At 52.9% G+C, this 22,283-nt stretch carries 18 protein-coding genes and 7 pseudogenes; 23 read left to right on the top strand and 2 right to left on the bottom strand.

Annotation, left to right across the window (positions count from 1 at the left end):
• Positions 1-4 precede the first annotated feature (4 nt).
• From N7E69_RS13335 to N7E69_RS13400, 15 genes and pseudogenes are all read left to right on the top strand, one after another.
• Positions 5-778, top strand: a complete 774-nt coding sequence (locus N7E69_RS13335) for a Rap1a/Tai family immunity protein (protein ID WP_000976555.1) — start codon at positions 5-7, stop codon at positions 776-778.
• A gap of 202 nt (positions 779-980) precedes the next feature.
• On the top strand, positions 981-1,412 hold the full coding sequence (gene sciR, locus N7E69_RS13340; RefSeq protein ID WP_077906638.1) for a Shiga-like toxin A subunit SciR: 432 nt from the start codon (positions 981-983) through the stop codon (positions 1,410-1,412).
• 33 nt (positions 1,413-1,445) lie between these two features.
• The gene (gene icmF, locus N7E69_RS13345; RefSeq protein WP_108610906.1) at positions 1,446-5,315 is read left to right on the top strand and encodes a Type VI secretion protein IcmF; all 3,870 of its coding nucleotides are present in this window, start codon (positions 1,446-1,448) and stop codon (positions 5,313-5,315) included.
• Positions 5,315-6,116: pseudogene (locus tag N7E69_RS13350) on the top strand (TagF domain-containing protein). Before icmF ends, N7E69_RS13350 begins: the two are co-directional and overlap by 1 nt.
• Positions 6,113-6,529, top strand: a complete 417-nt coding sequence (locus tag N7E69_RS13355) for a DUF2195 family protein (RefSeq protein WP_000759642.1) — start codon at positions 6,113-6,115, stop codon at positions 6,527-6,529. Before N7E69_RS13350 ends, N7E69_RS13355 begins: the two are co-directional and overlap by 4 nt.
• 23 nt (positions 6,530-6,552) lie before the next feature.
• Positions 6,553-7,074: a DUF2778 domain-containing protein gene (locus N7E69_RS13360; protein ID WP_000968384.1), complete on the top strand. Its 522-nt coding sequence runs from the start codon at positions 6,553-6,555 to the stop codon at positions 7,072-7,074.
• 396 nt (positions 7,075-7,470) lie between these two features.
• The gene (locus tag N7E69_RS13365; RefSeq protein WP_000011530.1) at positions 7,471-9,660 is read left to right on the top strand and encodes a type VI secretion system Vgr family protein; all 2,190 of its coding nucleotides are present in this window, start codon (positions 7,471-7,473) and stop codon (positions 9,658-9,660) included.
• Between the two features lie 23 nt (positions 9,661-9,683).
• Positions 9,684-10,130, top strand: a complete 447-nt coding sequence (locus tag N7E69_RS13370; RefSeq protein WP_000375834.1) for a DcrB-related protein — start codon at positions 9,684-9,686, stop codon at positions 10,128-10,130.
• An 18-nt stretch (positions 10,131-10,148) separates the two neighbouring features.
• A pseudogene (locus N7E69_RS13375) lies at positions 10,149-13,900 on the top strand (RHS repeat-associated core domain-containing protein); the annotation flags it as partial.
• Positions 13,901-13,991: 91 nt separating this feature from the next.
• Positions 13,992-14,225, top strand: coding sequence for a hypothetical protein (locus N7E69_RS13380; RefSeq protein WP_235790843.1), 234 nt, complete (start codon positions 13,992-13,994; stop codon positions 14,223-14,225).
• A complete protein-coding gene (locus N7E69_RS13385; protein WP_000870136.1) occupies positions 14,225-14,662 on the top strand; it encodes a hypothetical protein in 438 nt (145 codons plus the stop codon). Before N7E69_RS13380 ends, N7E69_RS13385 begins: the two co-directional genes overlap by 1 nt.
• Positions 14,663-14,747: 85 nt before the next feature.
• Positions 14,748-15,145, top strand: a pseudogene (locus tag N7E69_RS13390) (RHS repeat-associated core domain-containing protein); the annotation flags it as partial.
• Positions 15,146-15,157: 12 nt separating this feature from the next.
• Positions 15,158-15,310 (top strand): annotated as a pseudogene (locus N7E69_RS24560) (Rhs-family protein); the annotation flags it as partial.
• A gap of 33 nt (positions 15,311-15,343) precedes the next feature.
• Entirely contained in the window at positions 15,344-15,439 is a 96-nt protein-coding gene (locus tag N7E69_RS24565) for a hypothetical protein (RefSeq protein ID WP_235604823.1), read from the top strand.
• A gap of 21 nt (positions 15,440-15,460) precedes the next feature.
• Positions 15,461-15,799, top strand: a complete 339-nt coding sequence (locus N7E69_RS13400) for a hypothetical protein (protein WP_000201550.1) — start codon at positions 15,461-15,463, stop codon at positions 15,797-15,799.
• Between the two features lie 117 nt (positions 15,800-15,916).
• On the opposite strand, the gene N7E69_RS13405 is transcribed toward N7E69_RS13400, so the two are convergent.
• Positions 15,917-16,126, bottom strand: coding sequence for a SymE family type I addiction module toxin (locus tag N7E69_RS13405; protein ID WP_001675680.1), 210 nt, complete (start codon positions 16,124-16,126; stop codon positions 15,917-15,919).
• A 47-nt stretch (positions 16,127-16,173) separates the two neighbouring features.
• Here N7E69_RS13405 and N7E69_RS13410 point away from each other — a divergent pair.
• Positions 16,174-18,996, top strand: a pseudogene (locus N7E69_RS13410) (RHS repeat-associated core domain-containing protein); the annotation flags it as partial.
• On the top strand, positions 18,993-19,439 hold the full coding sequence (locus N7E69_RS13415) for a hypothetical protein (protein ID WP_000171102.1): 447 nt from the start codon (positions 18,993-18,995) through the stop codon (positions 19,437-19,439). The pseudogene N7E69_RS13410 and the gene N7E69_RS13415, both read left to right, overlap by 4 nt.
• A gap of 65 nt (positions 19,440-19,504) precedes the next feature.
• Here the strand turns inward: N7E69_RS13415 and N7E69_RS13420 are convergent, their stop codons facing one another.
• Complete coding sequence (locus tag N7E69_RS13420; RefSeq protein ID WP_000994230.1) at positions 19,505-19,762, bottom strand: SymE family type I addiction module toxin; 258 nt, start codon at positions 19,760-19,762, stop codon at positions 19,505-19,507.
• A 136-nt stretch (positions 19,763-19,898) separates the two neighbouring features.
• Between N7E69_RS13420 and N7E69_RS24570 the strand changes: the two are divergent.
• The 6 genes and pseudogenes from N7E69_RS24570 to N7E69_RS13440 all read left to right on the top strand — a co-directional run.
• A pseudogene (locus N7E69_RS24570) lies at positions 19,899-20,072 on the top strand (RHS repeat-associated core domain-containing protein); the annotation flags it as partial.
• 24 nt (positions 20,073-20,096) lie between these two features.
• Positions 20,097-20,330, top strand: a complete 234-nt coding sequence (locus N7E69_RS13425; RefSeq protein WP_124084119.1) for a hypothetical protein — start codon at positions 20,097-20,099, stop codon at positions 20,328-20,330.
• A 557-nt stretch (positions 20,331-20,887) separates the two neighbouring features.
• Positions 20,888-21,205, top strand: a complete 318-nt coding sequence (locus N7E69_RS13430) for a hypothetical protein (RefSeq protein WP_001751277.1) — start codon at positions 20,888-20,890, stop codon at positions 21,203-21,205.
• Positions 21,202-21,669, top strand: coding sequence for a sugar tyrosine-protein kinase (locus N7E69_RS13435; RefSeq protein WP_000828183.1), 468 nt, complete (start codon positions 21,202-21,204; stop codon positions 21,667-21,669). The genes N7E69_RS13430 and N7E69_RS13435 overlap by 4 nt, the downstream gene beginning before the upstream one ends.
• Positions 21,670-21,698: 29 nt before the next feature.
• A pseudogene (locus tag N7E69_RS24575) lies at positions 21,699-21,854 on the top strand (RHS repeat-associated core domain-containing protein); the annotation flags it as partial.
• Positions 21,855-21,984: 130 nt separating this feature from the next.
• Positions 21,985-22,263, top strand: a complete 279-nt coding sequence (locus N7E69_RS13440) for a hypothetical protein (RefSeq protein ID WP_012543321.1) — start codon at positions 21,985-21,987, stop codon at positions 22,261-22,263.
• Positions 22,264-22,283: the final 20 nt, after the last annotated feature.

Below are 22,283 nucleotides of genomic sequence, written 5' to 3' on the forward strand. Positions count from 1 at the left end.
ATGAATGATGAAAAAATCGACCTATGATGTGTCTCATCATTCGGCAGTATGTGGCGTGACGGGGGATTATTATCGGATCTCAGCGACATATCACATAACACGATCTGTTCGTGTTTTTTTGATCATCTTATGTTGCCTGTTATCCGGTGGCGCTTTTGCCGGATCCCCGATTAACGCAGGCTTCATTTCCCCCGATAATGTCAACCTCAGTACTCGGGATTTCCTGAAATTTTATGCCACTGACAACGTACAGAAAAAAGACAATGCACTGATGTATATGCTGGGGGTGGAGGATGCGACAGAAGGTAAAGCCTGGTGTGGATATGGTCAGGTTGACAGTATAACAATAAACCATACTGTGCTGACCTGGTTTGAACAGCACGCAGTGAAAAAGCCTGATGTAAGGGCTTCAATACTAATAGAGGAAGCATTAGTTAAAAATTTCCCCTGTCAGGGGACTGAACCCTCCGTAAAAATTGCTTCCCGGTCATCTCCTGTGTTATCCCTGACGCTGGATGCGCTTAATCTTTCAGGTAATGACTTTTTTAAATTTTGGGTATCTGGTAATCAACTGGATAAACTCAGGGCGGGTATCTATCTGCTTGGCGTGGAGGATGCGACAGAGAACAAACTGTGGTGTGGATACGCTTTATTTAAGACGCTAACATTAAATGAATTAGTCTATGTTTCTCTTAAAAATAAAACCAATGAGGAACTGAATTCTCGCGCGGCTGAACTTATCATAAATAAATTAATAGAGTATCCCTGTAAGATATAAAATCATTCAAGTTGCATCAAGGCGGCAAGGGAGTGAATCCCCGGGAGCGTACATTAGTTCGTGACTGGGGTGAGCGAGGAAAGCCAACGCACATGCAGCCTGAAGTATGACAGGTATACCCTGTGATAATGTTATCGCTGCCAGTTCAGATAAAGTCTTGGTGGTAAAGTCTTGGTGGTAAGTTATTGATATGTTTAAGGTAATGGTCTGTCTGTTGGTGGGTGTTCCTGCCATTTCTTATGCGCACGATTATGGGTGTGCTACGGTTGGAGCATCAATGGAGTCATCATTATTTGATGCCATAAAAAATGACCTGAATATAGATGTCGCTACTATTATAAAGGATAAAACAAAGGTAGAGATTCTTGATATCTCACCTGTATCTAAGGTCTATGCAGAATCTCTGGCCAGGATGGATTATGAAAAAGATAAGGCCAAAAATAAAGTGGCAATATTAGATAAAAAATCCTATTTCGATAGTTATTATGAAAATCAGGTTAAATCTATCGTGGCAAAATATACCTATATTAACAAAGATGAAGAAAAAGATATTTTCATTGCATCCAGCTTCATGAATGCTGATGAGTGTTCTGTAAGATTTAATGGTTATATTACTTTATCCAGGGAATTTTAAAATATTGATTATTGGGTGGCGAGTCGAAATATAATGCAAAAATTTCTTAGTCTGCTTTTTTCCCGGCGCGCGCTGGCAGTTGTGGGCGTTCTGGTTCTGGCGCTGCTGGTCTGGTTTGTCGGGCCGCTGGTGTCATTTGATACCCTGCGCCCGCTGGCCTCCGTGGGTAGCCGGGTAGTGACCATTGCCCTGTTGCTGATGCTGCTGGTACTGTGGCTGGTCAACTGGTCGATGAGTATCATCGGCATCAGTGTCCTGTGCCTGGCGATTGGCTTCGTCACACCGCTGCTGGCCCTGGGCGATGTCCATCCGTTTGCGCCGCTGTGGGTCCGCCTGACATTAATTGGTTTCATCCTGCTGATGTACGCGCTGTACGGCCTGTACCGGCTGTGGCGTGCGCTGCGTATGGATGAACAACTGCTGCGTCGCTTCCTGCATCCGCGCGGGGAAGAGGTACCGGTGGCAGGCGAGATCAAAGCCGACCTGCGCACCGTCAACCATATTGTCACGCAGGCCATCCGGCAGCTGCGGCAGTTGCGGGTGGATATGCCTGGCTGGCGTAAGATCTTCGAGGGAAAACGCTTTCTGTATGAGCTGCCGTGGTTCATGGTGGTCGGCAGTCCCGGCGACGGCAAAACCACGGCCCTGCTGAACACCGGATTGCAGTTCCCGCTGGCGGAGCAAATGGAGCAGACTTCGCGCATCCTGACAGTACCGGGTGGCGGCACGCTACACTGCGACTGGTGGTTTACCAACGAAGTGGTGTTGATTGATACCGCCGGACGCTACGCCCGCCACGATGACGGCGGAGAAGTGAGCGCCGCGCAGCGTAACGCCGGAGAGTGGCAGGGCTTTCTCGGTCTGCTGCGTAAACATCGCCCCGGCGCGCCGCTTAACGGCGTGATCCTGACGCTAAACGTGGCGGATTTAACCGCACAGTCACCGGCGGAACGCCTGGCGGCCTGCGCCGCTCTGCGGGCGCGACTGGCAGAACTGCGCGAGACCCTGGGGATTCGCTTTCCGGTCTATCTGGTGGTCACCAAAATGGATTTGTTGCCGGGGTTCAGCGAGTATTTTCGCACGCTGACCAGCCATCTTCGCGCACAAATCTGGGGCTTTACGTTGCCGTACAGCCGCAGGCGAAAAGCGGGCGACCCGCAGGCGCTGCACGCCGCCTGCGCGCAGGAGCTGGCGCGCCTGACGCTGCGGCTGGATCAGGGACTGGATACCCGGTTACAGGAAGAGTACGACCTTAAAAGCCGCCAGCGGCTGTATACCTTCCCGCGTGAGTTCGCCGCCCTCGGCGAGCCGTTGCTGGAGGCTATTGAACAGATCTTCCTCGATTCAAAATTCGATGCCACGCAACTGAATAACACGCTGCGCGGGGTGTTTTTCACCAGCGCCGCGCAGGCGCAGGCCGACGCCGTGGCCGACCAGTTGAGTATCTGGCAGCGCTTTGTCCGGGCGATAAGAACCGCCCGTGGCGAATCATCCGCCTCTCTCCCGCACGCTCTGCCGGACGGCAACCGCAGCTACTTTCTGCATGACCTGCTGACACAGTTTATTTTCCGTGAAGCGCACCTGGTGGAGCCAAACCTCCAGTGGGCCTGGCGTTACCGCCTGCTGCGCCTCGGCGGGCACCTGCTGGTACTGGTGCTGGCATTCCTGTTGTGGCAGGGGATGCAGACCAGCCAGCAGACCAACGGCGACTATCTGAATGAAATCAGCGCCCGCGCGACCCGGCTGGACGGTGAAGTGAAAGCCTACACCGGTAAACCGGCGATGGCTCCCGTCCCGGCACTGCTGGATAGCGCAAGGGAACTGTCCGCCTGGCCGGAACTGGACCCGGACGCGCCGCCGCTGACCTGGCGCTACGGCCTGTACAGCGTACCGCCGGTAACCGACAGCGTGGCGTCGCTGTACAACCGTCTGCTGGATCAACTGCTGCTGCCGCCGCTGGTGAAACGGATGGAGTATGTGCTGGCGGACGCCATTGCCCGTCAGGACAGTAAAGCTGCGTATGATGCCCTGCGCATCTATCTGCTACTGAATCTGGATAAAGATCACGAAGATAAATACAACGCGGCGGAGATCCAGTCGTGGGTGGTTAACGATCTGGGGAACAGCGACAGCGTGGCCGGGTTCGGCGGGCGCGCCGCCGTGCTGACGCATATCGAAGCGCTGTTTGACGGCAGCCGGGTGGTGCATTCACCGTATGAGAAAAATGAGGCACTGATCCGCCAGGCGCGGGCATTCCTCGACGGTCACACCAGTACCGAGCGTATCTATGCGCGGGCGCTGGCGGCGATGGAGAGCGAAGCGCCGCAGGAGTTCACGCTGGTACGCGCCGTCGGCGCGGATGCGGGAACGGTGTTTGTGCGTAGCAACGGCGCGCCGCTGGATCGGGGCGTGCCGGGTATTTTTACCCGTGAAGGATACCGGGAGCTGTTCGACAAACGATTACCGGAATTTGTGGCGGCGGCGACGGCGAACGATGGCTGGGTGATGGGCCGGGAGAGTACGCCAAAAAAGCTGACTGACAGCCTGCGCAGCCAGATACCGGGGCAGGAGCAGTCTGTCGCCCGCGAAGTCCGCCGTTTGTACCTGACGGAATATGCCCGCCGCTGGCAGGATTTTCTGGACAGTATCCATAGTATCAACAGTGCCGGGGAAGAGGGCAGTTCCGGCCTGGCCTATGATTTACAGGTGCTGCGCACCCTGGCGTCGCCGGACTCACCGCTGATGCGGCTGGGAAAAGCGGTGGTGGAGCAGACCACGCTGGTGCCGCCGCCGGACCCGCAGGCCAGACAGAAACAACTGGCGCAGCGCGCATCCGGTAACGCGGGGAAAGTGGTACAGACGGCAAAACTGTTCCAGGATATTCACCCGGAAGAACGGCTGGAAAAAACGCTGGTGGATGATCGTTTCGCCGCGCTGCGCGAGGTCATTGCCGGGCGGACGGACGGCGGACAGAGCGGCGGTGGGACGATGCAGATCGCTTCGCTGCTGACCATGCTCAACGAGTATTACACCCAACTGACCATTGCTGATAGCGCGCTGGCGGCGGGGACGTTGCCAGCGCGCATTACTGCCGCAGACAAGTTGCAACTGGAGGCGGCGAAACTGCCTGCGCCGCTGAAAAACATCCTGCTGGATCTGACGAAGCAGGGAACGCGCAAAATCAACGCCGGGACCGGCGACGTGCTGAACACCCAGATGGAGGCGATGATGGGCGACGACTGCCGTGACGCCATCGACGGGCGTTATCCGTTCGCCGACAGCCCGCAGGAGGTCAGCGCCGAGGACTTTAACCGCATCTTCGCCAGCGGCGGCGTACTGGATGCTTTCTGGAGCAAACAACTGGCTCCGCTGGCGGACACCGCCAGCGACCCGTGGCGCTACAAACCGACCGAAGGCAACATGACATTGCAGGGGCCGGATTTAACGCCGTTTCAGCAGGCGAAGCAGATCCGCAGCGTGTTTTTTAACAGCGAGGGCGGGAAAAAATTTTCCTGGTCGATGCAGATTAGCGTGGTGGATATGGACCCGGCCATCACGGAACTGGTGATTGATATCGACGGCCAGGTGCTGCGCTACGCCCATGGTCCGGACCGGCCCCTGAAAGTGACGTGGCCGGGACCGCGCAACGGCTCGATGGCGGAAATCACCGCCAGCCCGCGTATTCGCCAGGACACCTCAACGCTACTGACCGGCGGGCCGTGGGCGCTGTTTCATCTGCTGGACGCCGGAATGGTACAGGAAACGGCGGTGCGGGGGCGCCAATTGGTGGAATATGATTTTGACGGTCGCCGGGTGGTGCTGGAAATCACTGCCGGGCGGGATTTTAACCCGGTCAGCCGGGAGCTGTTGCAGAACTTCAGTTGCCCGGCGAGGGCGCTGTAATGCGCCGGCCAGCGGTGGTATCAGCCCCGGCGATGTTCGGCAGGCTGCCGGACCAGCGCGACTATGTGCGCTGGCGGGTGGGCGCTGAAGAGGGACGAATATGGCAGGACTGGCTGAACCGCCAGACATGGGTGGGCAGCGGGCGGCATATCGTGTTGCCGGAAGGCCAGACGACCGATGAAGAGCGTGACGGCTGGATGCACCTGTCGCCGCGTGGCGAACATGATATGCCCGCGCCGGAACACCATCCGCTGCCGTGGAGCTTTGTGATGTCGCCGGGATTTTTGCCGATGGGTGGGACGACTGACTGGCTGACCGGAGTGCTGATGGCGTCACGGGATAGCGTGGGACGCCCGTGGCCGCTGGTGATTTACCAGCGTTGCGGTCGGGAGTGGCTGGACGAGAGTTTGCAGGAGACGCAGGGCTGGCTGTACTGGCTGGCTGTACTGGCTGGCGAGGCTGGCGGCGCAGCATATCACGCCGGACACGATGCGGCGCGGGCGGCTGACGGAGCAGGTGGACCAGCTATGGGCGATGTGGCAGCCGGGGCCGTGGTGGGCGCAGTGGCTGCGTGGGTTACGACGTACATCGCAGCGCAGCCGGGAACTGACCGGGCTGCCGGATGAAGCACCGGTAGTAGAACTGCCGGGCGTGCGTTATCTGCCGTGGCCGGGCTGGCCGGGTAAGACGCTGGGGCAGGCAACACCGGGACAAGGCTGGTTCTGGCAGCAGAACAGTGAAGGGCGGTATGTGGATGCGCTGCGGCTGGTGGATGAAGAAAATAGAGGTCAGATGCTGTGAAAAAGTACGCTGTAGAGGTTCTGTTTATGTCTGCCTGTGCAGGAATGTTCCTGCCCGTATTTGCCTGGGGCGAAACAGATGTAAACATTGATAACCCGCTGGCGGAGTGTGTGGATATCCATCCCGTTCATCGTCAGGAAATGGATAACCTTACCATTCTGAAAACAACGGTCACACTGAAAAAAAGCACCGGTGAATGTGGCTGTTTCTCAACATTAATCAACTATACCAGCTTACTGGCGCAGGATGTTGAGGGTTACGGACGCGGAAGTGCATATTCCCTTCAGGAGGGGAATATCTCACTGGCGAAGATGCAGGGACGTTATCCTTTCAGCTTTGTATTATCGGTGGATAACCAGTCTGTACGGGATCAGAAGCTGGCGCTAATGATACGTTGTACACCACCGCTGTAATACACAGAATAGTCAGGGAGAAGATGATGGCAGTAAGACTGACTTTTGACGGGCAAAAGCTGACATGGCCTGGTATCGGGATATTTAAGGCGACCACGGGGTTACCGGATTTACAGTGGCCAGATAAACAGTGTGTGCCGGATGCGGCGATACCGGAAGGGAATTATAAATTGTTTATTCAGTTTCAGGGGGAGGCACCGATAAGAAATGCTGCGGATTGTGATCTGGGACCATCATGGGGCTGGAGTACCATTCCGCGAGGCCAGGCTGCCGGAACATGTGAGATATACTGGGCGAACTGGGGATATAACCGTATCCGGCTGGAATCAGCGGATGAGAAGACCCGAAAAGCCTGTGGGGGCAAGCGGGGTGGTTTTTATATCCATGATTCCACCAAAGGTTACAGTCATGGTTGTATTGAAGTGGAACCGGTGTTTTTCCGTATTCTGAAACAGGAGACGGAAAAAGAAAATGGTGAAAAGACATTTACGGTTAATGTTAAGTATGTTTCTGGTCAGCAAACGAATGGTGGAACAAAACAATAATACCGTTAAAACCGGATGAAATTATCGTGTCTGAACGTGCTGTGGTTGACAATGATTACAATGGTGGCCAGATAAGTAATGAGCACCAATGATAAAGTATATGACTGGCGGTGTGCTGGTTATTAATCAAATTTCTATAAAATGCAATGCGAATCTGGTAAGCGTAATAAAAATAAAATCATAATATTGTTATGTTCATTTCCTTATTTATGTAATTCAGTATTTATGTTATGTGCTAATTTTTGTGTTTTTATTTTCATGGCTCTTGTCAGCAATATACCCTGTTCTTCTGGTAAATATTTAAATATAACAGGCTGGTTGCATTATAAAGTGCGGGGCACTGTTTCCTGACGGTGAGTCTATTTATTTTAATCCGGTATTAAAGGAGTCACTACCATGAGTTTTGTATCCACAAATAATAAATCCGGTATGGGAGGGCTGACGACAACCACGCCGCCGATAACCGGAGAAAGTGGCGGTGTCACCGCAGATTCAGTCGCCGGAAGCGTGGCAGATGCGGCGGAATCCGCCGTGGAACAGGCTGCGGGATCGCTGTTTGGCGCATTGCCGGAGCCATCAGGACTGGTGAAAGCCGCGGTAGCAGCGGCGCAGGCTGCCGCCGCCGCAGGTATGGCGCAGGATGCGGTATCGGCCATCGTCTCTGCTGTTGCAGACGGGCCGGGGGCGCATAATGTGACGGTCAGCGGCAGCGCCGTACCGCCGGGCGCATTACTGTTCGCCAGCCTGGACGGCGGCGAAACATTAAGTGAACTGTTCAGCTATGTGGTACAGCTAAAAACGCCCGACACCCTGAATCTGGGCTATGTCTCCCCGGCGGCCAACCTGCCGCTCAAACCGATGGTGGGCAAAGATCTGTGCGTCAACATCGAACTGGATGGTGGCGGTAAACGACATATCAGCGGGCTGGTCACGGCGGCGCGGGTGGTGGGCCATGAAGGGCGTTCGGTTACCTATGAGCTGCGTATGGAGCCGTGGCTGAAACTGCTGACCCATACCAGCGACTACAAAGCATTCCAGAATAAAACCGTGGTGGATATTCTGGATGAGGTTCTGGCGGAATACCCCTACCCGGTGGAAAAGCGGCTGGTGGAAAGCTACCCGGTACGCACCTGGCAGGTGCAGTACGGTGAAACTGATTTTGATTTTCTTCAGCGACTGATGCAGGAGTGGGGCATCTACTGGTGGTTTGAGCACAGCGAGGACAGCCACACGCTGGTGCTGGCGGATGCCATCAGCGCCCACAAAGCATGTCCGGACTCGCCGCTGGTCGAGTGGCACCAGGAAGGGCTGAAGCTGGACAAGGAGTTTATCCACACTATCACGGCAAACGAGAGTCTGCGGACTGGCCAGTGGGTGCTGGATGATTTCGATTTTACGAAGCCACGTTCATTGCTGGCAAACACGGTGGCAAACCCGCGTGAAACCGGTCATGCCACCTACGAGCATTATGAGTGGCCGGGAGACTACTTCGACAAGAGTGAAGGCGAGATGCTGACGCGCATTCGTATGGAAGCGCAGCGCAGCCCCGGCAGCCGGGTGCTGGGTGCCGGGAATATTCGTACGCTGATGACAGGCTATACCTTCACGCTGGAAAACTATCCCACCGCCGAAGTCAATCAGGAATATCTGCTGATGCAGACCTTGCTGTTTGTGCAGGACAACGCGCAGCACAGCGGGCAGGACCAGCACTTTACCTTTTCCACCCGTTTTGAACTGCACCCCACCCGCGAGGTGTTCCGCCCGCAGCGGACGGTGAGCAAACCCCACACCAAAGGGCCGCAGAGCGCCATTGTCACCGGCCCGTCGGGCCAGGAAATCTGGACGGATCAGTACGGGCGGGTAAAGGTACAGTTTGGCTGGGATCGCTACGGCAAAATGGATGAAAACAGCTCCTGCTGGATACGCGTCAGCTACCCATGGGCGGGCAAAGGCTTCGGGATGATCCAGATCCCGCGTATCGGCCAGGAAGTGCTGGTGGATTTCAAAAACGGCGATCCGGATCTGCCGATCATCGTGGGGCGTACCTACAACCAGGACACCATGCCGCCGTGGGGACTGCCGGGAATGGCGTCGCAGAGCGGGATCTTCAGCCACTCGCTGTATGGCGGGCCAACGAACGGCAACATGCTGCGTTTTGACGACAAAACGGGCGCGGAGGAAGTGAAGTTCCACGCGGAAAAAGATCTCAACACCACGGTGAAGAATAATGAAACGCATACGGTTATGGTGGATCGCACTAAAACCATTATTAAAAATGAAACCAACAGTATTGGTGAGGACAGAAACACCACGGTAACGAAGAATGACGGCCTTTCCGTAAAACTGGCGCAGACGATCAATATCGGCACCACTTATCGTTTAGATGTTGGCGATCAATTCACACTTCGCTGCGGCAATGCGGCGCTTGTTTTACATAAGGACGGCTCCATTGAGTTTTGTGGCAAGCAACTGATGTTACATACCAGCGATGTCATGCAACTGATTGGTAAAGGTATTGATATGAACCCGGATGGCGGCACAGCCGTAACCGCCGATGATATTGCCCCCCTTCCCACCTCTGAGTGATCTGAATTAAACCTGGAGTTCTCATGGATCGACCATACCGCATACAGGAAGGGGGTTTTGTCCTGCCTGAAACATTTACGGATCGCAGCGTCAATATTTTTATCCTGGAGGGCAATGAACGAACATCGCCCAGCCTGAATATTTCCCGCGATACGCTAAAACCTGATGAAGACCTGCCCGCCTATATTGACCGCCAGATTGCACTGATGAAAAAAAATCTCGGTCAGCACCGGGTATTGTCGCGAGCGCCTGCACAGGCAGGAACGGGCAATGATGCCCTTATGGGGGAACAAATTGCCGCCACCCATAAATCCGGGAAAACGGAAGTGTACCAGCGTCAGGCCGGGTTTATTGCAACCCCTGGCAAGGTACTGGTCTTCACCCTGACCAGTCCCCGTCCTTTTGATGATAAAGCAGACCTACTCTGGAACACCTGGCTGGCAGGCTTTCAGCCGGATAAAAACGAATAATCACACGGAGGTGTGACCATGTATGAAGCAGCCCGTGTGGATGATCCTATCTACCACACCAGCGCGCTCGCCGGGTTTCTTATCGGCGCTATCATCGGCATCGCCATTATCGCGCTTGCCGCCTTTGCCTTCTTTAGCTGCGGTTTTCTTGCCGGGCTGATTCTGGGTTTTATGGCCGATCAAATAGCCTCCGGGGTATTGCAACTGGGCGAGGCCATCGGGCGCTCCATCCACCACACGGCAGGAAAAATCCTCACCGGTTCGGAGAATGTCAGCACCAACAGTCGCCCGGCGGCGCGCGCGGTACTGAGTACGGTGAAATGCGATAACCATATCGCAGAAAAACGCATCGCCCAGGGGTCGGAAAATATCTACATCAACAGCCAGCCCGCCGCCCGTAAGGATGACCACACCGAATGCGACGCGGTGATTGAAGACGGTTCGCCGAATGTGTTTCTCGGCGGCGGCACACAGACGGTACTGGAAATCAGTTCTGAAATTCCGGACTGGCTGCGCAAGGTGGTGGATGTATTGTTTGTCGTGGCGAGTCTGCTCGGCGGGCTGGCCGGGGCGTGGCGGCAGGCGGCAAAGCTGGGGACGAAATTTGGCACTAAATGTGCCGCTAAGTTTATCGGCGGGGAGCTTGTCGGGATGGCCGTGGGTGAGGCTATCAGCGGGCTGTTCAGCAATCCGGTGGATGTGACCACCGGGCAGAAAATCCTGCTGCCGGAAACGGACTTCACCCTGCCCGGTCGCCTGCCGGTCACCTGCTCGCGTTTTTACGCCAGCCACCTGGAAACTGTGGGACTGTTGGGACGGGGCTGGCGGCTGAACTGGGAAACCAGCCTGCGCGATGACGATGAACACATCACGCTGACCGGCGTACAGGGGCGGGAACTGCGTTACCCGAAAACGATGCTGACGCCCGGCCACCAGATATTTGACCCGGAAGAACAGTTATACCTCAGCCGCCTGCATGACGGGCGTTACGTGCTGCATTACACCGATCGCAGCTATTACGTATTTGGTGATTTTGACAGTGACGGCATGGCATACCTGCTGTTTATGGAGACGCCGCACTGCCAGCGCATTGTCTTCGGGCACGAAGGAGGCAGACTGGTACGGATAGCCTCCAGCAGCGGGCATCACCTGTTACTGCACCGCACACAGACCCCGGCAGGGGAGCGGCTGTCGCGAATTGAACTGGTGCAGGGCGGCACCCGTGGCAATCTGGTGGAGTACCGGTATGACGATAACGGTCAACTGACCGGCGTGGTGAACCGGGCGGGAACGCAGGTGCGGCAGTTTGCTTATGAAAACGGGCTGATGACGGCGCACAGCAATGCGGCGGGGTTCACCTGCCGCTACCGCTGGCAGGAACTCGACGGCGCGCCGCGCGTGACGGAGCACGACACCAGTGACGGTGAACATTACCGCTTTGACTATGATTTTGCCGCAGGCACCACCACCGTCACCGGCAGGCCGGGGGAGTCATGGCAGTGGTGGTACGACAGGGAGACGTATATCACCGCGCACTGGACGCCGGGCGGTGGAATGTACCGCTTCACGTACAACGAAGACCACTTCCCTGTCAACATTGAGCTGCCCGGCGGTCGCACGGTGGCGTATGAATATGACATCCAGAACCGGGTGGTGAAGACGACAGATCCGGAAGGCCGGGTGACGCAGACGCAGTGGAACGGTGAGTTCGACGAAATCACGCGCACGGCGCTGGACGATGACGCTGTCTGGAAAACGCAGTACAACGCCCACGGCCAGCCAGTGCAGGAGACGGACCCGGAAGGGCGGGTGACGCAGTACGCTTACGATGAACAGGGGCAGATGTGCAGCCGGACGGATGCGGCGGGCGGCACGGTGGTGACGGCGTTCGACAGCCGGGGGCAGATGACGCGGTACACCGACTGTTCAGGGCGCAGCACAGGATATGACCACGATGAGGACGGCAACCTGACGCGGGTGACGGACGCGGAAGGGAAGGTGGTACGCATCAGCTACAACCGACTTGGGTTGCCGGAGACGGTGAACTCACCGGGGAAACAGCAGGACAGGTATACCTGGAATGCGCTGGGGCTGATGAGCAGCCACCGGCGCATCACGGGGAGCGTGGAGAGCTGGCGGTATACGCCGCGCGGTCTGCTGGCGGCGCACACGGATGAGGAGAAGCGCGAGACGCGCTGGCAGTACACGCCGGAAGGCCGGGTGGCAGCGCTGACCAACGGCAACGGGGCGCAGTACCGGTTCAGTCACGATGCGGACGGCAGGCTGGTGCGTGAGGTTCGCCCGGACGGACTGAGCCGTACTTTTATCCTGGACGACAGCGGTTATCTGACGGCGATACAGACCACGGGCACGCAGGGCGGCGTGCGGCGGGAGACGCAGCAGCGGGATGCGCTGGGCCGTCTGTTACGGACGGAGAATGAACACGGCCAGCGGACGTTCAGCTACAACCGGCTGGACCAGATAACGGCAGTGATGCTCACGCCCACGGAGGCGGGGCAACAGCAGCACCGGATGCAGGCCGACACGGTGCGTTTTGAGTATGACCGCAACGGCTGGCTGACGGCGGAGCACGCGGGGAACGGTAGCATATGTTATCAGCGCGACGCGCTGGGCAACCCGACGGACATCACGCTGCCGGACGGGCAGCACCTGACGCATCTGTATTACGGGAGCGGGCATCTGTTACAGACGGCGCTGGATGGCCTGACGGTGAGCGAGTATGAGCGCGACAGCCTGCACCGTCAGATAATGCGCACGCAGGGGCAGCTTGCGACGTACAGCGGCTATGACGACGACGGGCTGCTGAGCTGGCAGCGCAGTCTGGCGTCCGGCAGTGCCCCTGTTCTTCCCGGCCAGCGCCCGGCGCGGCAGGGCTGCGTGACGTCGAGGGACTATTACTGGAACAACCACGGCGAGGTGGGCACGATTGACGACGGCCTGCGTGGCAGTGTGGTGTACAGCTATGACAGAAGCGGTTACCTGACCGGGCGCTCAGGTCAGATGTATGACCATGACCGTTATTATTACGATAAGGCGGGCAACCTGCTGGATAACGAAGGGCAGGGAGCGGTGATGAACAACCGGCTGCCGGGCTGTGGTCGTGACCGTTACGGCTATAACGAGTGGGGCGAGCTGACCACGCGGCGCGACCAGCAACTGGAGTGGAACGCGCAGGGGCAGCTGACGCGGGTCATCAGCGGCAACACGGAGACGCACTACGGCTACGATGCGCTGGGGAGGCGAATCCGCAAGGCGACGTACGGGCGGCACACGGGTCATACGGCGCGGAGCCGGACGGACTTTGTGTGGGAGGGGTTCAGGCTGTTGCAGGAGAACGTGCAGCAGCAGGGCTGGCGGACCTATCTGTACGATGCGGAACAGCCGTACACGCCGGTGGCGAGCGTGACGGGGCGGGGAGAAAGCAGGCAGGTGTGGTATTACCACACGGATGTGACGGGCACGCCGCAGGAGGTGACGGCGGCGGACGGAACGCTGGTGTGGGCGGGGTATATCAGGGGGTTTGGAGAGAATGCGGCGGACATCAGCAACAGCGGGGCGTACTTTCACCAGCCGCAGCGGCTGCCGGGGCAGTATTTTGACGACGAGACGGGCTGCATTACAATCTGTTCAGATATTATGCACCGGAGTGTGGCAGGTTCGTCAGCCAGGACCCGATTGGGCTAAGAGGCGGGTTAAACCTTTATCAGTATGCGCCGAATCCGTTGAGTTGGATTGATCCGTGGGGGTTGGTACACCATTAATACTAATGGGGCGATCGGTGATTTTGGTGTTTATAAAATAGAAATAAATGGTGAACTATATAAATATGGTAAAACAGATATGAATCGTGTAACTAAAAGTTCTGGTTTACCAACTAGATTACACCAACAGGTGACAAAATTAGAAAAAACTTATGGTAAAGGTAATGTTAAAGGTATTGTGTTAGAATCTGGCCACGAAACAACGGCCTCAGCGAAAGCTGTAGAAACTGCAAAGCTTGATGCGCATTATGAAAAGACAGGACAAGTTCCTGAGGGCAATCAAAAGAGTTATAAACCAAAAGGAGGTTGCTAATGAAGGTTTATTTTAGCCAAATATACCTCGAGGGTGAGAATACTACTTTTCCAATCACAAATACGATAATACACTTATTAAGTATTCAGCTTGATAAACTTAATAAAAACTTAAATCATTATGAGAAATTATTTAAGGCTGATGATTTTTCAATTATTTTTGTGATATCAGCAACGAGAAAAAGTGAGACTTTGAATGTAAAGGGGCCAACAACGAAATCAAAGGATAAGGAAACGTATTTTTCTTTATTTATACCATATCGGGAGTTTAGTGTTTTTACCATTCAAATATCTTATGTTCTTGATAATATAGCTGAAGGAATTATTTTTGTCCTTGATAAGTATAAAACAGACTCTTCAGGTGTGAAAGAGGCGATTAGTGAAGTAAAAGCATTAATTGAAAGTGATCCTGAAAAATATCAGAAGTGGACTAAGTGAAAATAGTCGGAAAGATCTCTTTGGCTATCACGACCGGCGCGGCCAGCTGACGAAGTACACCGACTGTTCGGGGCGCACCACGGCTTATGATTACGATGAGGGCGGCAACCTGATGCAGGTGACGGACGCCGAAGGGAAGCGCTGGTGTGGGCGGGGTATATCAGGGGGTTTGGAGAAAATGCGGCGGACATCAGCAACAGCGGGGCGTACTTTCACCAGCCGCTGCGGCTGCCGGGGCAGTATTTTGACGACGAGACAGGGCTGCATTACAATCTGTTCAGATATTATGCACCGGAGTGTGGACGGTTCGTCAGTCAGGATCCGATTGGGTTAAAAGGAGGGTTAAACCTCTATGCTTATGCGCCTAATCCGATTAGATGGATCGATCCTTTAGGACTCTATAATGGAGAGGGTATTCGTACTCCCGGTGAATATACTGTTTATTATCAACATCAATTGCCTACCGGAGATTATACTAAATCCGATGATTATCATTTTAAAAATGCAAATGAAGGTTTATACAATGCAATGAATCAAGATCCACAATTAAGAGCATCGCTGGAACGAAGATATCCAGGTATTTATGAACATGTTTCTCCTGGCGCAAGAAATGGATATAGCTCAGAACCGCCAAGAGGTACAACTTGGCATCATGCTAATCAACCAGGATCTTTAGAATTAGTGGTTTTTGAACATCATCGCAAGTATTCAAAAATTTATCATCCAGACGGAACGGGAGGTAGGAATAAATGGGGTGGTGGTTCAGGATGTCGATAGATAATAAAGCAGGAGATGATCATGGCTACTAAGTTTAGCGGTATTTGGCAACTAGCTGAAAATTGGGAAAGTATCCCCTATCCCGGTCGTTTTTATACGAAGGGGGAAGTTACATCAGGAAGTATAGAACAAAAGGAGTTTGTCCTTTTTCTAAGCAAAGAAGTTGAAGAATATGTAATAGAAGATGGCAGGTCAATTCCTGTTCAATTTGCTGGGCAAGGCTATAAATCATGGTTAGATTCGGCAACGGTACGAGGAATAATTGAAAGTGAATTCGAATTTTCCTCAGAGACCAATGTCCAAGATGTTATAAAAGCAATTTTTTATTATTTGGACAATGATGCCTTTTTACGTGAGTAAATTTCTTTAACTTTTATAAAGGTCGGATATTATACCCGAACTTTATATTTTTTTAAATAAAAAATAGTCCTACCAATTTAATCATCTACTTAAACCCCGTCTGCAATCCTGTTCCGCTCAATCACCGGTATCATTCAGCGCACCGGGAAAATCTTTCAACCATGTCTTAACTTTCCGGTGATTAATATACGTTACGCTCATACCTTCAATACAGCCCCACAGTTCGCGGGTATTTTGCGGAGTGATCACGATGCAGTCTTTTATCACCCGAATTTTAACGGGCATCCCGTTAATAAACCCGGCCTGCGGCATCCATTCGCCGCACAAACGAACCGAGCATCCTTCAACGCATGAATAAAACTCGCAGTGGCTGAAGTTCGGCACGGTATCAGCGCGAGTTTGCGTACGACGACAACGACTGCATGACGATGCACCGGGAGCCGGGCGGCGAACGGTATTACTACACCTGGGCGTGGTTTGAAGGCCCGGACGATGCGGCGTGGCGGGTGACGGGCCATCATACGGACAGCGGCGAGCAGTATCGTCTGGACTGGAATCTGGCAGAACGTTCGCTGTGCGTGACGGATAGTCTGGGGCGTACGCGCTGCCACTGGTGGGATGCGCAGGGCCTGGTGACGGCGTACCGGGACGAGGCCGGGCAGATGACCACTTTCCGCTGGAGCGATGAAGAGCGGTTACTGCTGGGGATGACGGACGCGCAGGGCGGCAAATGGCGTTATGTCTATGACCGTCTCGGCCACCTGACGGAGACGCATGACCCGCTGGGCCGGGTTGAGCAGACGCAGTGGCATCCGGTGTGGCACCAGCCGGAAACGGAGGTGGATGCCGCGGGGGCGGCGTGGCGTTATGAGTATGATGAGCGGGGCAACCTGCAGGCGGTCAGCGACCCGCTGCACCAGCGCACGGTATACGGGTATGACCGGCACGGCCAGGTGGTGCGGATAACCGACGCGCGGGGCGGAGATAAATACCTGCAGTGGAACGAAGACGGGCAGCTTATGCGCCACACGGACTGTTCTGGCTCGCAGACGGCATGGTTTTATGATGAACGCACGCGGCTGGAAAGGGTGACGGACGCGGAGAGTAACAGTACGCGTTACAGCTATGACGGCAACGGACATCTGACGGAGGTCATGTTCGCGGACGGGCGTACGGAGCGTTACCAGCCGGATGCGGCGGGACGGCTGGTGAAATACACCAGCCCGGCGGGGCAGATAACACGCTGGCAGCGGGACGGCCAGGGGCGGGTGCGCAGGCAGACGGATGCGACGGGTCGCAGGACGGCGTATGAGTACGACGCTTACGGGCGGCTGACCACGCTCACGAACGAGAACGGGGAAAGCTACCGGTTCCGGTACGATGTTCTGGGCCGGGTGACGGAACAGACGGACCCCGGCGGCAGCCGCCGGGTATACGGGTATAACGCGCTGAATGCGGTGACGGCAGTGATATACGGCGGGGAGCGCGGGGGCGAAATCCGCCACGGTCTGGAGCGTGATGCGGCGGGGAGGCTGACGGCGAAAATCACGCCGGAGACGCGCACGGAATACCGGTACGACGCGGCGGACCGTCTGCTGGAAATCCGCCGCAGGCAGCATGATGCGGCGGAAGGCGGAGAGCCGGAAGTTATCCGGTTCAGCTACGACAGTGCGGGTAACCTGCTGAGCGAGGAGACGGCGCAGGGCGTGCTGCAGAACCGGTACGATGTTCAGGGCAACCGCACAGAAACGCAGATGCCGGATGGGCGGACGCTGCGGTACCTGTACTACGGGAGCGGCCATCTCCAGCAAATCAACCTGGGGCGTGATGTCATCAGCGAGTTCACGCGTGACCACCTGCACCGTGAGGTGCAGCGGAGCCAGGGGCGGCTGGACACGCGGCGGATGTACGACCGGACGGGCCGGTTAACGCGGAAACTGACCTGTAAAGGAATGCGCGGTGTGGTGCCGGAGACGTTTATCGACCGGGAATATGCGTACAGCGGCCAGGATGAGCTGCTGAAAAAGCGGCACAGCCGGCAGGGGGTGACGGATTATTTTTACGACACGACGGGGCGCATCACGGCGTGCCGGAATGAGGCATACCTGGACAGCTGGCAGTACGACGCGGCGGCGAACCTGCTGGACAGGCGGCAGGGAGAGACCGCGCAGGCGGGTGCAGGCAGCGTGGTGCCGTTCAACCGGATAACGTCATACCGTGGGCTGCATTACCGTTACGATGAATATGGCCGGGTTGTGGAAAAGCGGGGCCGCAACGGCACGCAGCACTACCGCTGGGACGCGGAGCACCGGCTGACGGAAGTGGCGGTCACCCGGGGGGACACCGTACGGCGTTACGGGTACGTGTACGACGCGCCGGGCAGGCGGGTGGAGAAGCACGAGCTGGACGCGGAAGGAAAGCCGTATAACCGGACGACGTTTTTATGGGACGGAATGCGGCTGGCACAGGAGTGCAGGCTGGGAAGAAGCAGCAGCCTGTATATCTACAGCGACCAGGGGAGCCACGAGCCGCTGGCGCGGGTGGACAGGGCGGCGCCGGGCGAAGCGGATGAGGTGCTGTATTACCATACGGACGTAAACGGCGCGCCGGAGGAGATGACGGACGGCGGGGGCAATATTGTCTGGGAAGCGGGCTATCAGGTATGGGGGAACCTGACGCATGAAAAAGAAACCCGGCCCGTACAGCAGAACCTGCGTTTCCAGGGGCAATATCTGGACAGGGAAACGGGGCTGCATTACAATTTGTACAGATTTTATGATCCGGATATCGGGAAGTTTATATCGGGCGATCCAATCTCGCTGAAGGGTGGAATAAACTTATATGCGTATGCACCGAATCCTCTGTCATGGATCGATCCTTTAGGTCTTAAATGTGGATCTTCGTATGAGCAGGCCAGAAATAAAGCCCTCAAATGGTTAGAAGAACGTGGATTTAAAGCGGAGAGAGTTAATATAGGTAAGTTCGGTTCGACAAGAGGAAAACCTGTAGGAATGACAACCGCCGATGGCAAAACAGGATTTAGGATCGAATATGATGAACGAAGTGGTGCCCATATTAATGTCTTCAGTGGAAAGGATAAAGGCGAACATTTCTTATTTGATGCAAGTGAATCTATCGTAACAAAACTCCAAAAATTATTTGATCTTCCATCCAAACCTCAAAGGCCAATATCATGACTCTTGATGATGAAATAAAAGAGAAAATATTACAGCTATCTGATTCACTCTTAATCATTGATAGCTGGAATTCTATCGCTGATGAGTTATCAGACTCTTTTGAATGGATAGGTTCAAAAATTAACTGGTCAAAGACCAGTAAGCATGAAAGTCTGAATTTAAAAGGTAATTATTTCGATTGGATTGATCAAATAAATAACTTTATCCATGCCAATAACATTGATAGTGAAATTTTACATAGCGATAATATTTATTATATAAATGATTCATCATTGGATTTCTCAGTTTCTATTAAACCAAAACAATTTTATCAATTTTTAAAGATGGCTATTAACAATATCCCTCAGCATCATTATTTCTTCAATAGAGAAAAAAAATGGTGTATTGTAATAAGCTCTGAGGGCTATATCGATTTTGGTTTTTCAGTATCAGATAAGATATAATGACAGCCGGGAAGAATTATATAAACCTTCCCGGCTTTTTTATTATTCAATCCCCGTTCATTCCACTAAACCAGCACGTCCTTAATTCCCTTAACCACCTGTTTAGCCTGATAAAGCTGCTCGCGCAGCTTCTGCTCCTCGTTACTGTCCGCCATCAGCACAATACACCCCTGTGAAATCTTCACGGTGACGCCGCGCCCGGTCTTAAATCCCGCTTCTTCCAGCCAGTCGCCCTTAAGATGCAGGCTGGGGATTTGTGAGTAATAGGTGGTCATGTGGGTTTTGCTGTTGATGTGGCGGACGCTGACGCCGGAGGCATTCATATTTGCTGACTAAATAAATTCTTAATTATCCGCCGGATGCTGGCTGATTGTGGAGCTCAGGGTGAGCGAGTATGGGCGCGACATCCTGGCACTGAGCCCCCCTCTCCCCGGCCAGCTCCGGGCGGTGATGAGCAACCGGCTGCCGGGGCCGTATTTTGACGATGAAACGGGCCTGCATTAAAATCTGTTCAGATATTATGCACCGGAGTGTGGCAGGTTCGTCAGTCAGGGCCCGACAGGGCTGTAAGGAGGATTAAATCCTTACCACTATCCGTTGAATCCCGTCACAGATACAGATCCGCTGGGATTGTTTACATGTGAATTATGTAGTCGCATGATAGATGAGACTAATAATAGTCTGGATAGTCTTCCATTTAATCCGGCAAAAATGTTAACGGCTAGTTTAAATATAGCTAATTCTGCAAGATTGCACACAAGTGGGGTAGCCAAACTCGGGATAGGTATTGCTGCTGATGGATTTATTACATTGTCTCCAGTGGGCAATGTTTCTCTGGCAGGGGGGAATATCACATTAGCAACTGCTTCATATAACAGGGCAAATTTATGATTATCAGAATCACTTAATGAAACCGACAAGGATAGGTGCTGCAAAAATTTATTAGGTGTATTGCCTTATAGTGAACAGTTTGACGATCCAGATGAGCCATCAATTAGCGATGTGTATAAAGAGAAATTCCATAACATGATGGATTTTCCAATGAATTTAATCAAAGAGATAGGGACATTGATGTTTGATGAATATGATTAATAAAATATCCATGTTGATCTTTATTATTGGAAGTATAATCGCGATAATATGGATATTATATGCCACTTTATCGAAAAGAGGGATGTTTAGAGATAATCTTAAAAAAATAATCAAGATAATATGTGATTTATTTTGGGGGATAGGCTGATAACTCTGAGTAAAGAATATAAGAGACTGTACATGAAATTATTAATCATTCGTTGAATAAAAGCCGGGAAATCATTATAGGCGGATAACCGCATCACGGAAGATATGTAGTAACTGTACCGGTATGACTGTTACGGGAGGCTGACGCCGGAGCAGATGGCGGGACAACTGGAGCCGGAGTACACACCCCAAAGGAAAGAGAGGTTTGTGTGTATTATTCATTGTGTGATCATAGCGGTACAGGTACTTCTGCTGGTTTGTTATTCACACTATCAGCCCCTGATGCTGATTTATCACCAGGAATATCAGAGTCTGGAGGGGATTCTTATGGGGCACTTCTTGCGGGAGTGGCTTATACAGATGCTCGTAATAAAAATGATAGTTATAAATATACAAAAGGTGTGAGTATGGGACCCGGATTTGGAGACTGGGGGGAACTCACATGCTCCCGGCATTCGAGGTGTCTATCGGAGATTTTCGATCTGATGGATAAGGAATATGATTGGTTATCAGGTGAATTCAAGTGAAAAGAAATAGATTTTTTCTATCGTTACTATTTATGGTGTTGATTGTGTTGTTCGTTATTCTATTTTTTACATGGTTAGGTAGAGAGAATATTAAAAATGATAGCGCTATTCGAGAAGTTGCGAAAGAAGAAGTTGATAAGCTTTTTTCTCTTTATAATAAAGGGGAGTATGCTGAGATATATGATTTGTCATGTGACTCTTTCAAAAATGCCACTGCGAGAAAAGATTTTTTAACAGTTATGGGAACTAAAATGAAAATACTCGGTGAATTTAAAGGGCGAAAACTTCAATATAGTAATGTCATTAATTCAAAATCCGTGGGGTTATATTATAGAGTGGACTATATTAACTATTCTTTAATTGAAGAATTTAACTATATTAAAAATGATGGACAAAAAATATGCTTGCAAGCAATGTTTACGGATGATGCGGGGAAACATGGGGAGGTAATTAAATTACATTAACGTGTGATAACTCCAGTTAGAGCCTATCCCAATGCGATGAAGAATTGGGGCTGTATTATAACTAGCACCGTTCTATAATCCGGGACTGGGAAGGTATATTACGCAGATCCAATAGGGCTGAAAGGGGATGGAACCGATATCATTCTCCGCTGAATCCTATTACAGATAGTGATCCTCTTGGCCTTATTACTTGTGGTGCTGATAGAGGTGATTCTGGCAAGTTATTAAGATGAAAAATGGTTGAAAATAATTGCGTTAGTGAATGCTCATTTATGCCTTTACCTACAAAAAGTAACGGATTTGCTTGCTGGAATTGTGTTAACGAATGCAAATAAAATCAATGCTGTTGATGTTTTTACTACAGGAATAAGTATGGTTAACGATAAGGATACAGCTATATTAATTAGTGATTTAATGTTGAGATTCGGTAAGGAACTTGATGAATCTGTTGCTGTTGTTCAGTCCCGTTGTGATGAGGATGAATTTAAGGTATATCGAGAAGCGGTTGGTTTGATCATGGGTGAAATGCTTATTAAAATAATGAATCCATTATATGAAAAACATCCCGAAATAAAACCAAAAGGATTGAAATAAAACATCTGGAGCCGGAGGAA

The organism is Salmonella sp. 3C (genome assembly GCF_025426275.1).
GTDB lineage: Bacteria > Pseudomonadota > Gammaproteobacteria > Enterobacterales > Enterobacteriaceae > Salmonella > Salmonella enterica.

What these genes read in the sequence shown, in the direction of transcription:
- N7E69_RS13335 (WP_000976555.1), top strand. Translation starts at nt 5, where the DNA reads ATGATGAAAAAATCGACCTATGATGTGTCTCATCATTCGGCAGTATGT.
- sciR (WP_077906638.1), top strand. Translation starts at nt 981, where the DNA reads ATGGTCTGTCTGTTGGTGGGTGTTCCTGCCATTTCTTATGCGCACGAT.
- icmF (WP_108610906.1), top strand. Translation starts at nt 1,446, where the DNA reads ATGCAAAAATTTCTTAGTCTGCTTTTTTCCCGGCGCGCGCTGGCAGTT.
- N7E69_RS13360 (WP_000968384.1), top strand. Translation starts at nt 6,553, where the DNA reads ATGATGGCAGTAAGACTGACTTTTGACGGGCAAAAGCTGACATGGCCT.
- N7E69_RS13365 (WP_000011530.1), top strand. Translation starts at nt 7,471, where the DNA reads ATGAGTTTTGTATCCACAAATAATAAATCCGGTATGGGAGGGCTGACG.
- N7E69_RS13370 (WP_000375834.1), top strand. Translation starts at nt 9,684, where the DNA reads ATGGATCGACCATACCGCATACAGGAAGGGGGTTTTGTCCTGCCTGAA.
- N7E69_RS13380 (WP_235790843.1), top strand. Translation starts at nt 13,992, where the DNA reads ATGAATCGTGTAACTAAAAGTTCTGGTTTACCAACTAGATTACACCAA.
- N7E69_RS13385 (WP_000870136.1), top strand. Translation starts at nt 14,225, where the DNA reads ATGAAGGTTTATTTTAGCCAAATATACCTCGAGGGTGAGAATACTACT.
- N7E69_RS13400 (WP_000201550.1), top strand. Translation starts at nt 15,461, where the DNA reads ATGGCTACTAAGTTTAGCGGTATTTGGCAACTAGCTGAAAATTGGGAA.
- N7E69_RS13415 (WP_000171102.1), top strand. Translation starts at nt 18,993, where the DNA reads ATGACTCTTGATGATGAAATAAAAGAGAAAATATTACAGCTATCTGAT.
- N7E69_RS13420 (WP_000994230.1), bottom strand. Translation starts at nt 19,762, where the DNA reads ATGAATGCCTCCGGCGTCAGCGTCCGCCACATCAACAGCAAAACCCAC.
- N7E69_RS13425 (WP_124084119.1), top strand. Translation starts at nt 20,097, where the DNA reads ATGATAGATGAGACTAATAATAGTCTGGATAGTCTTCCATTTAATCCG.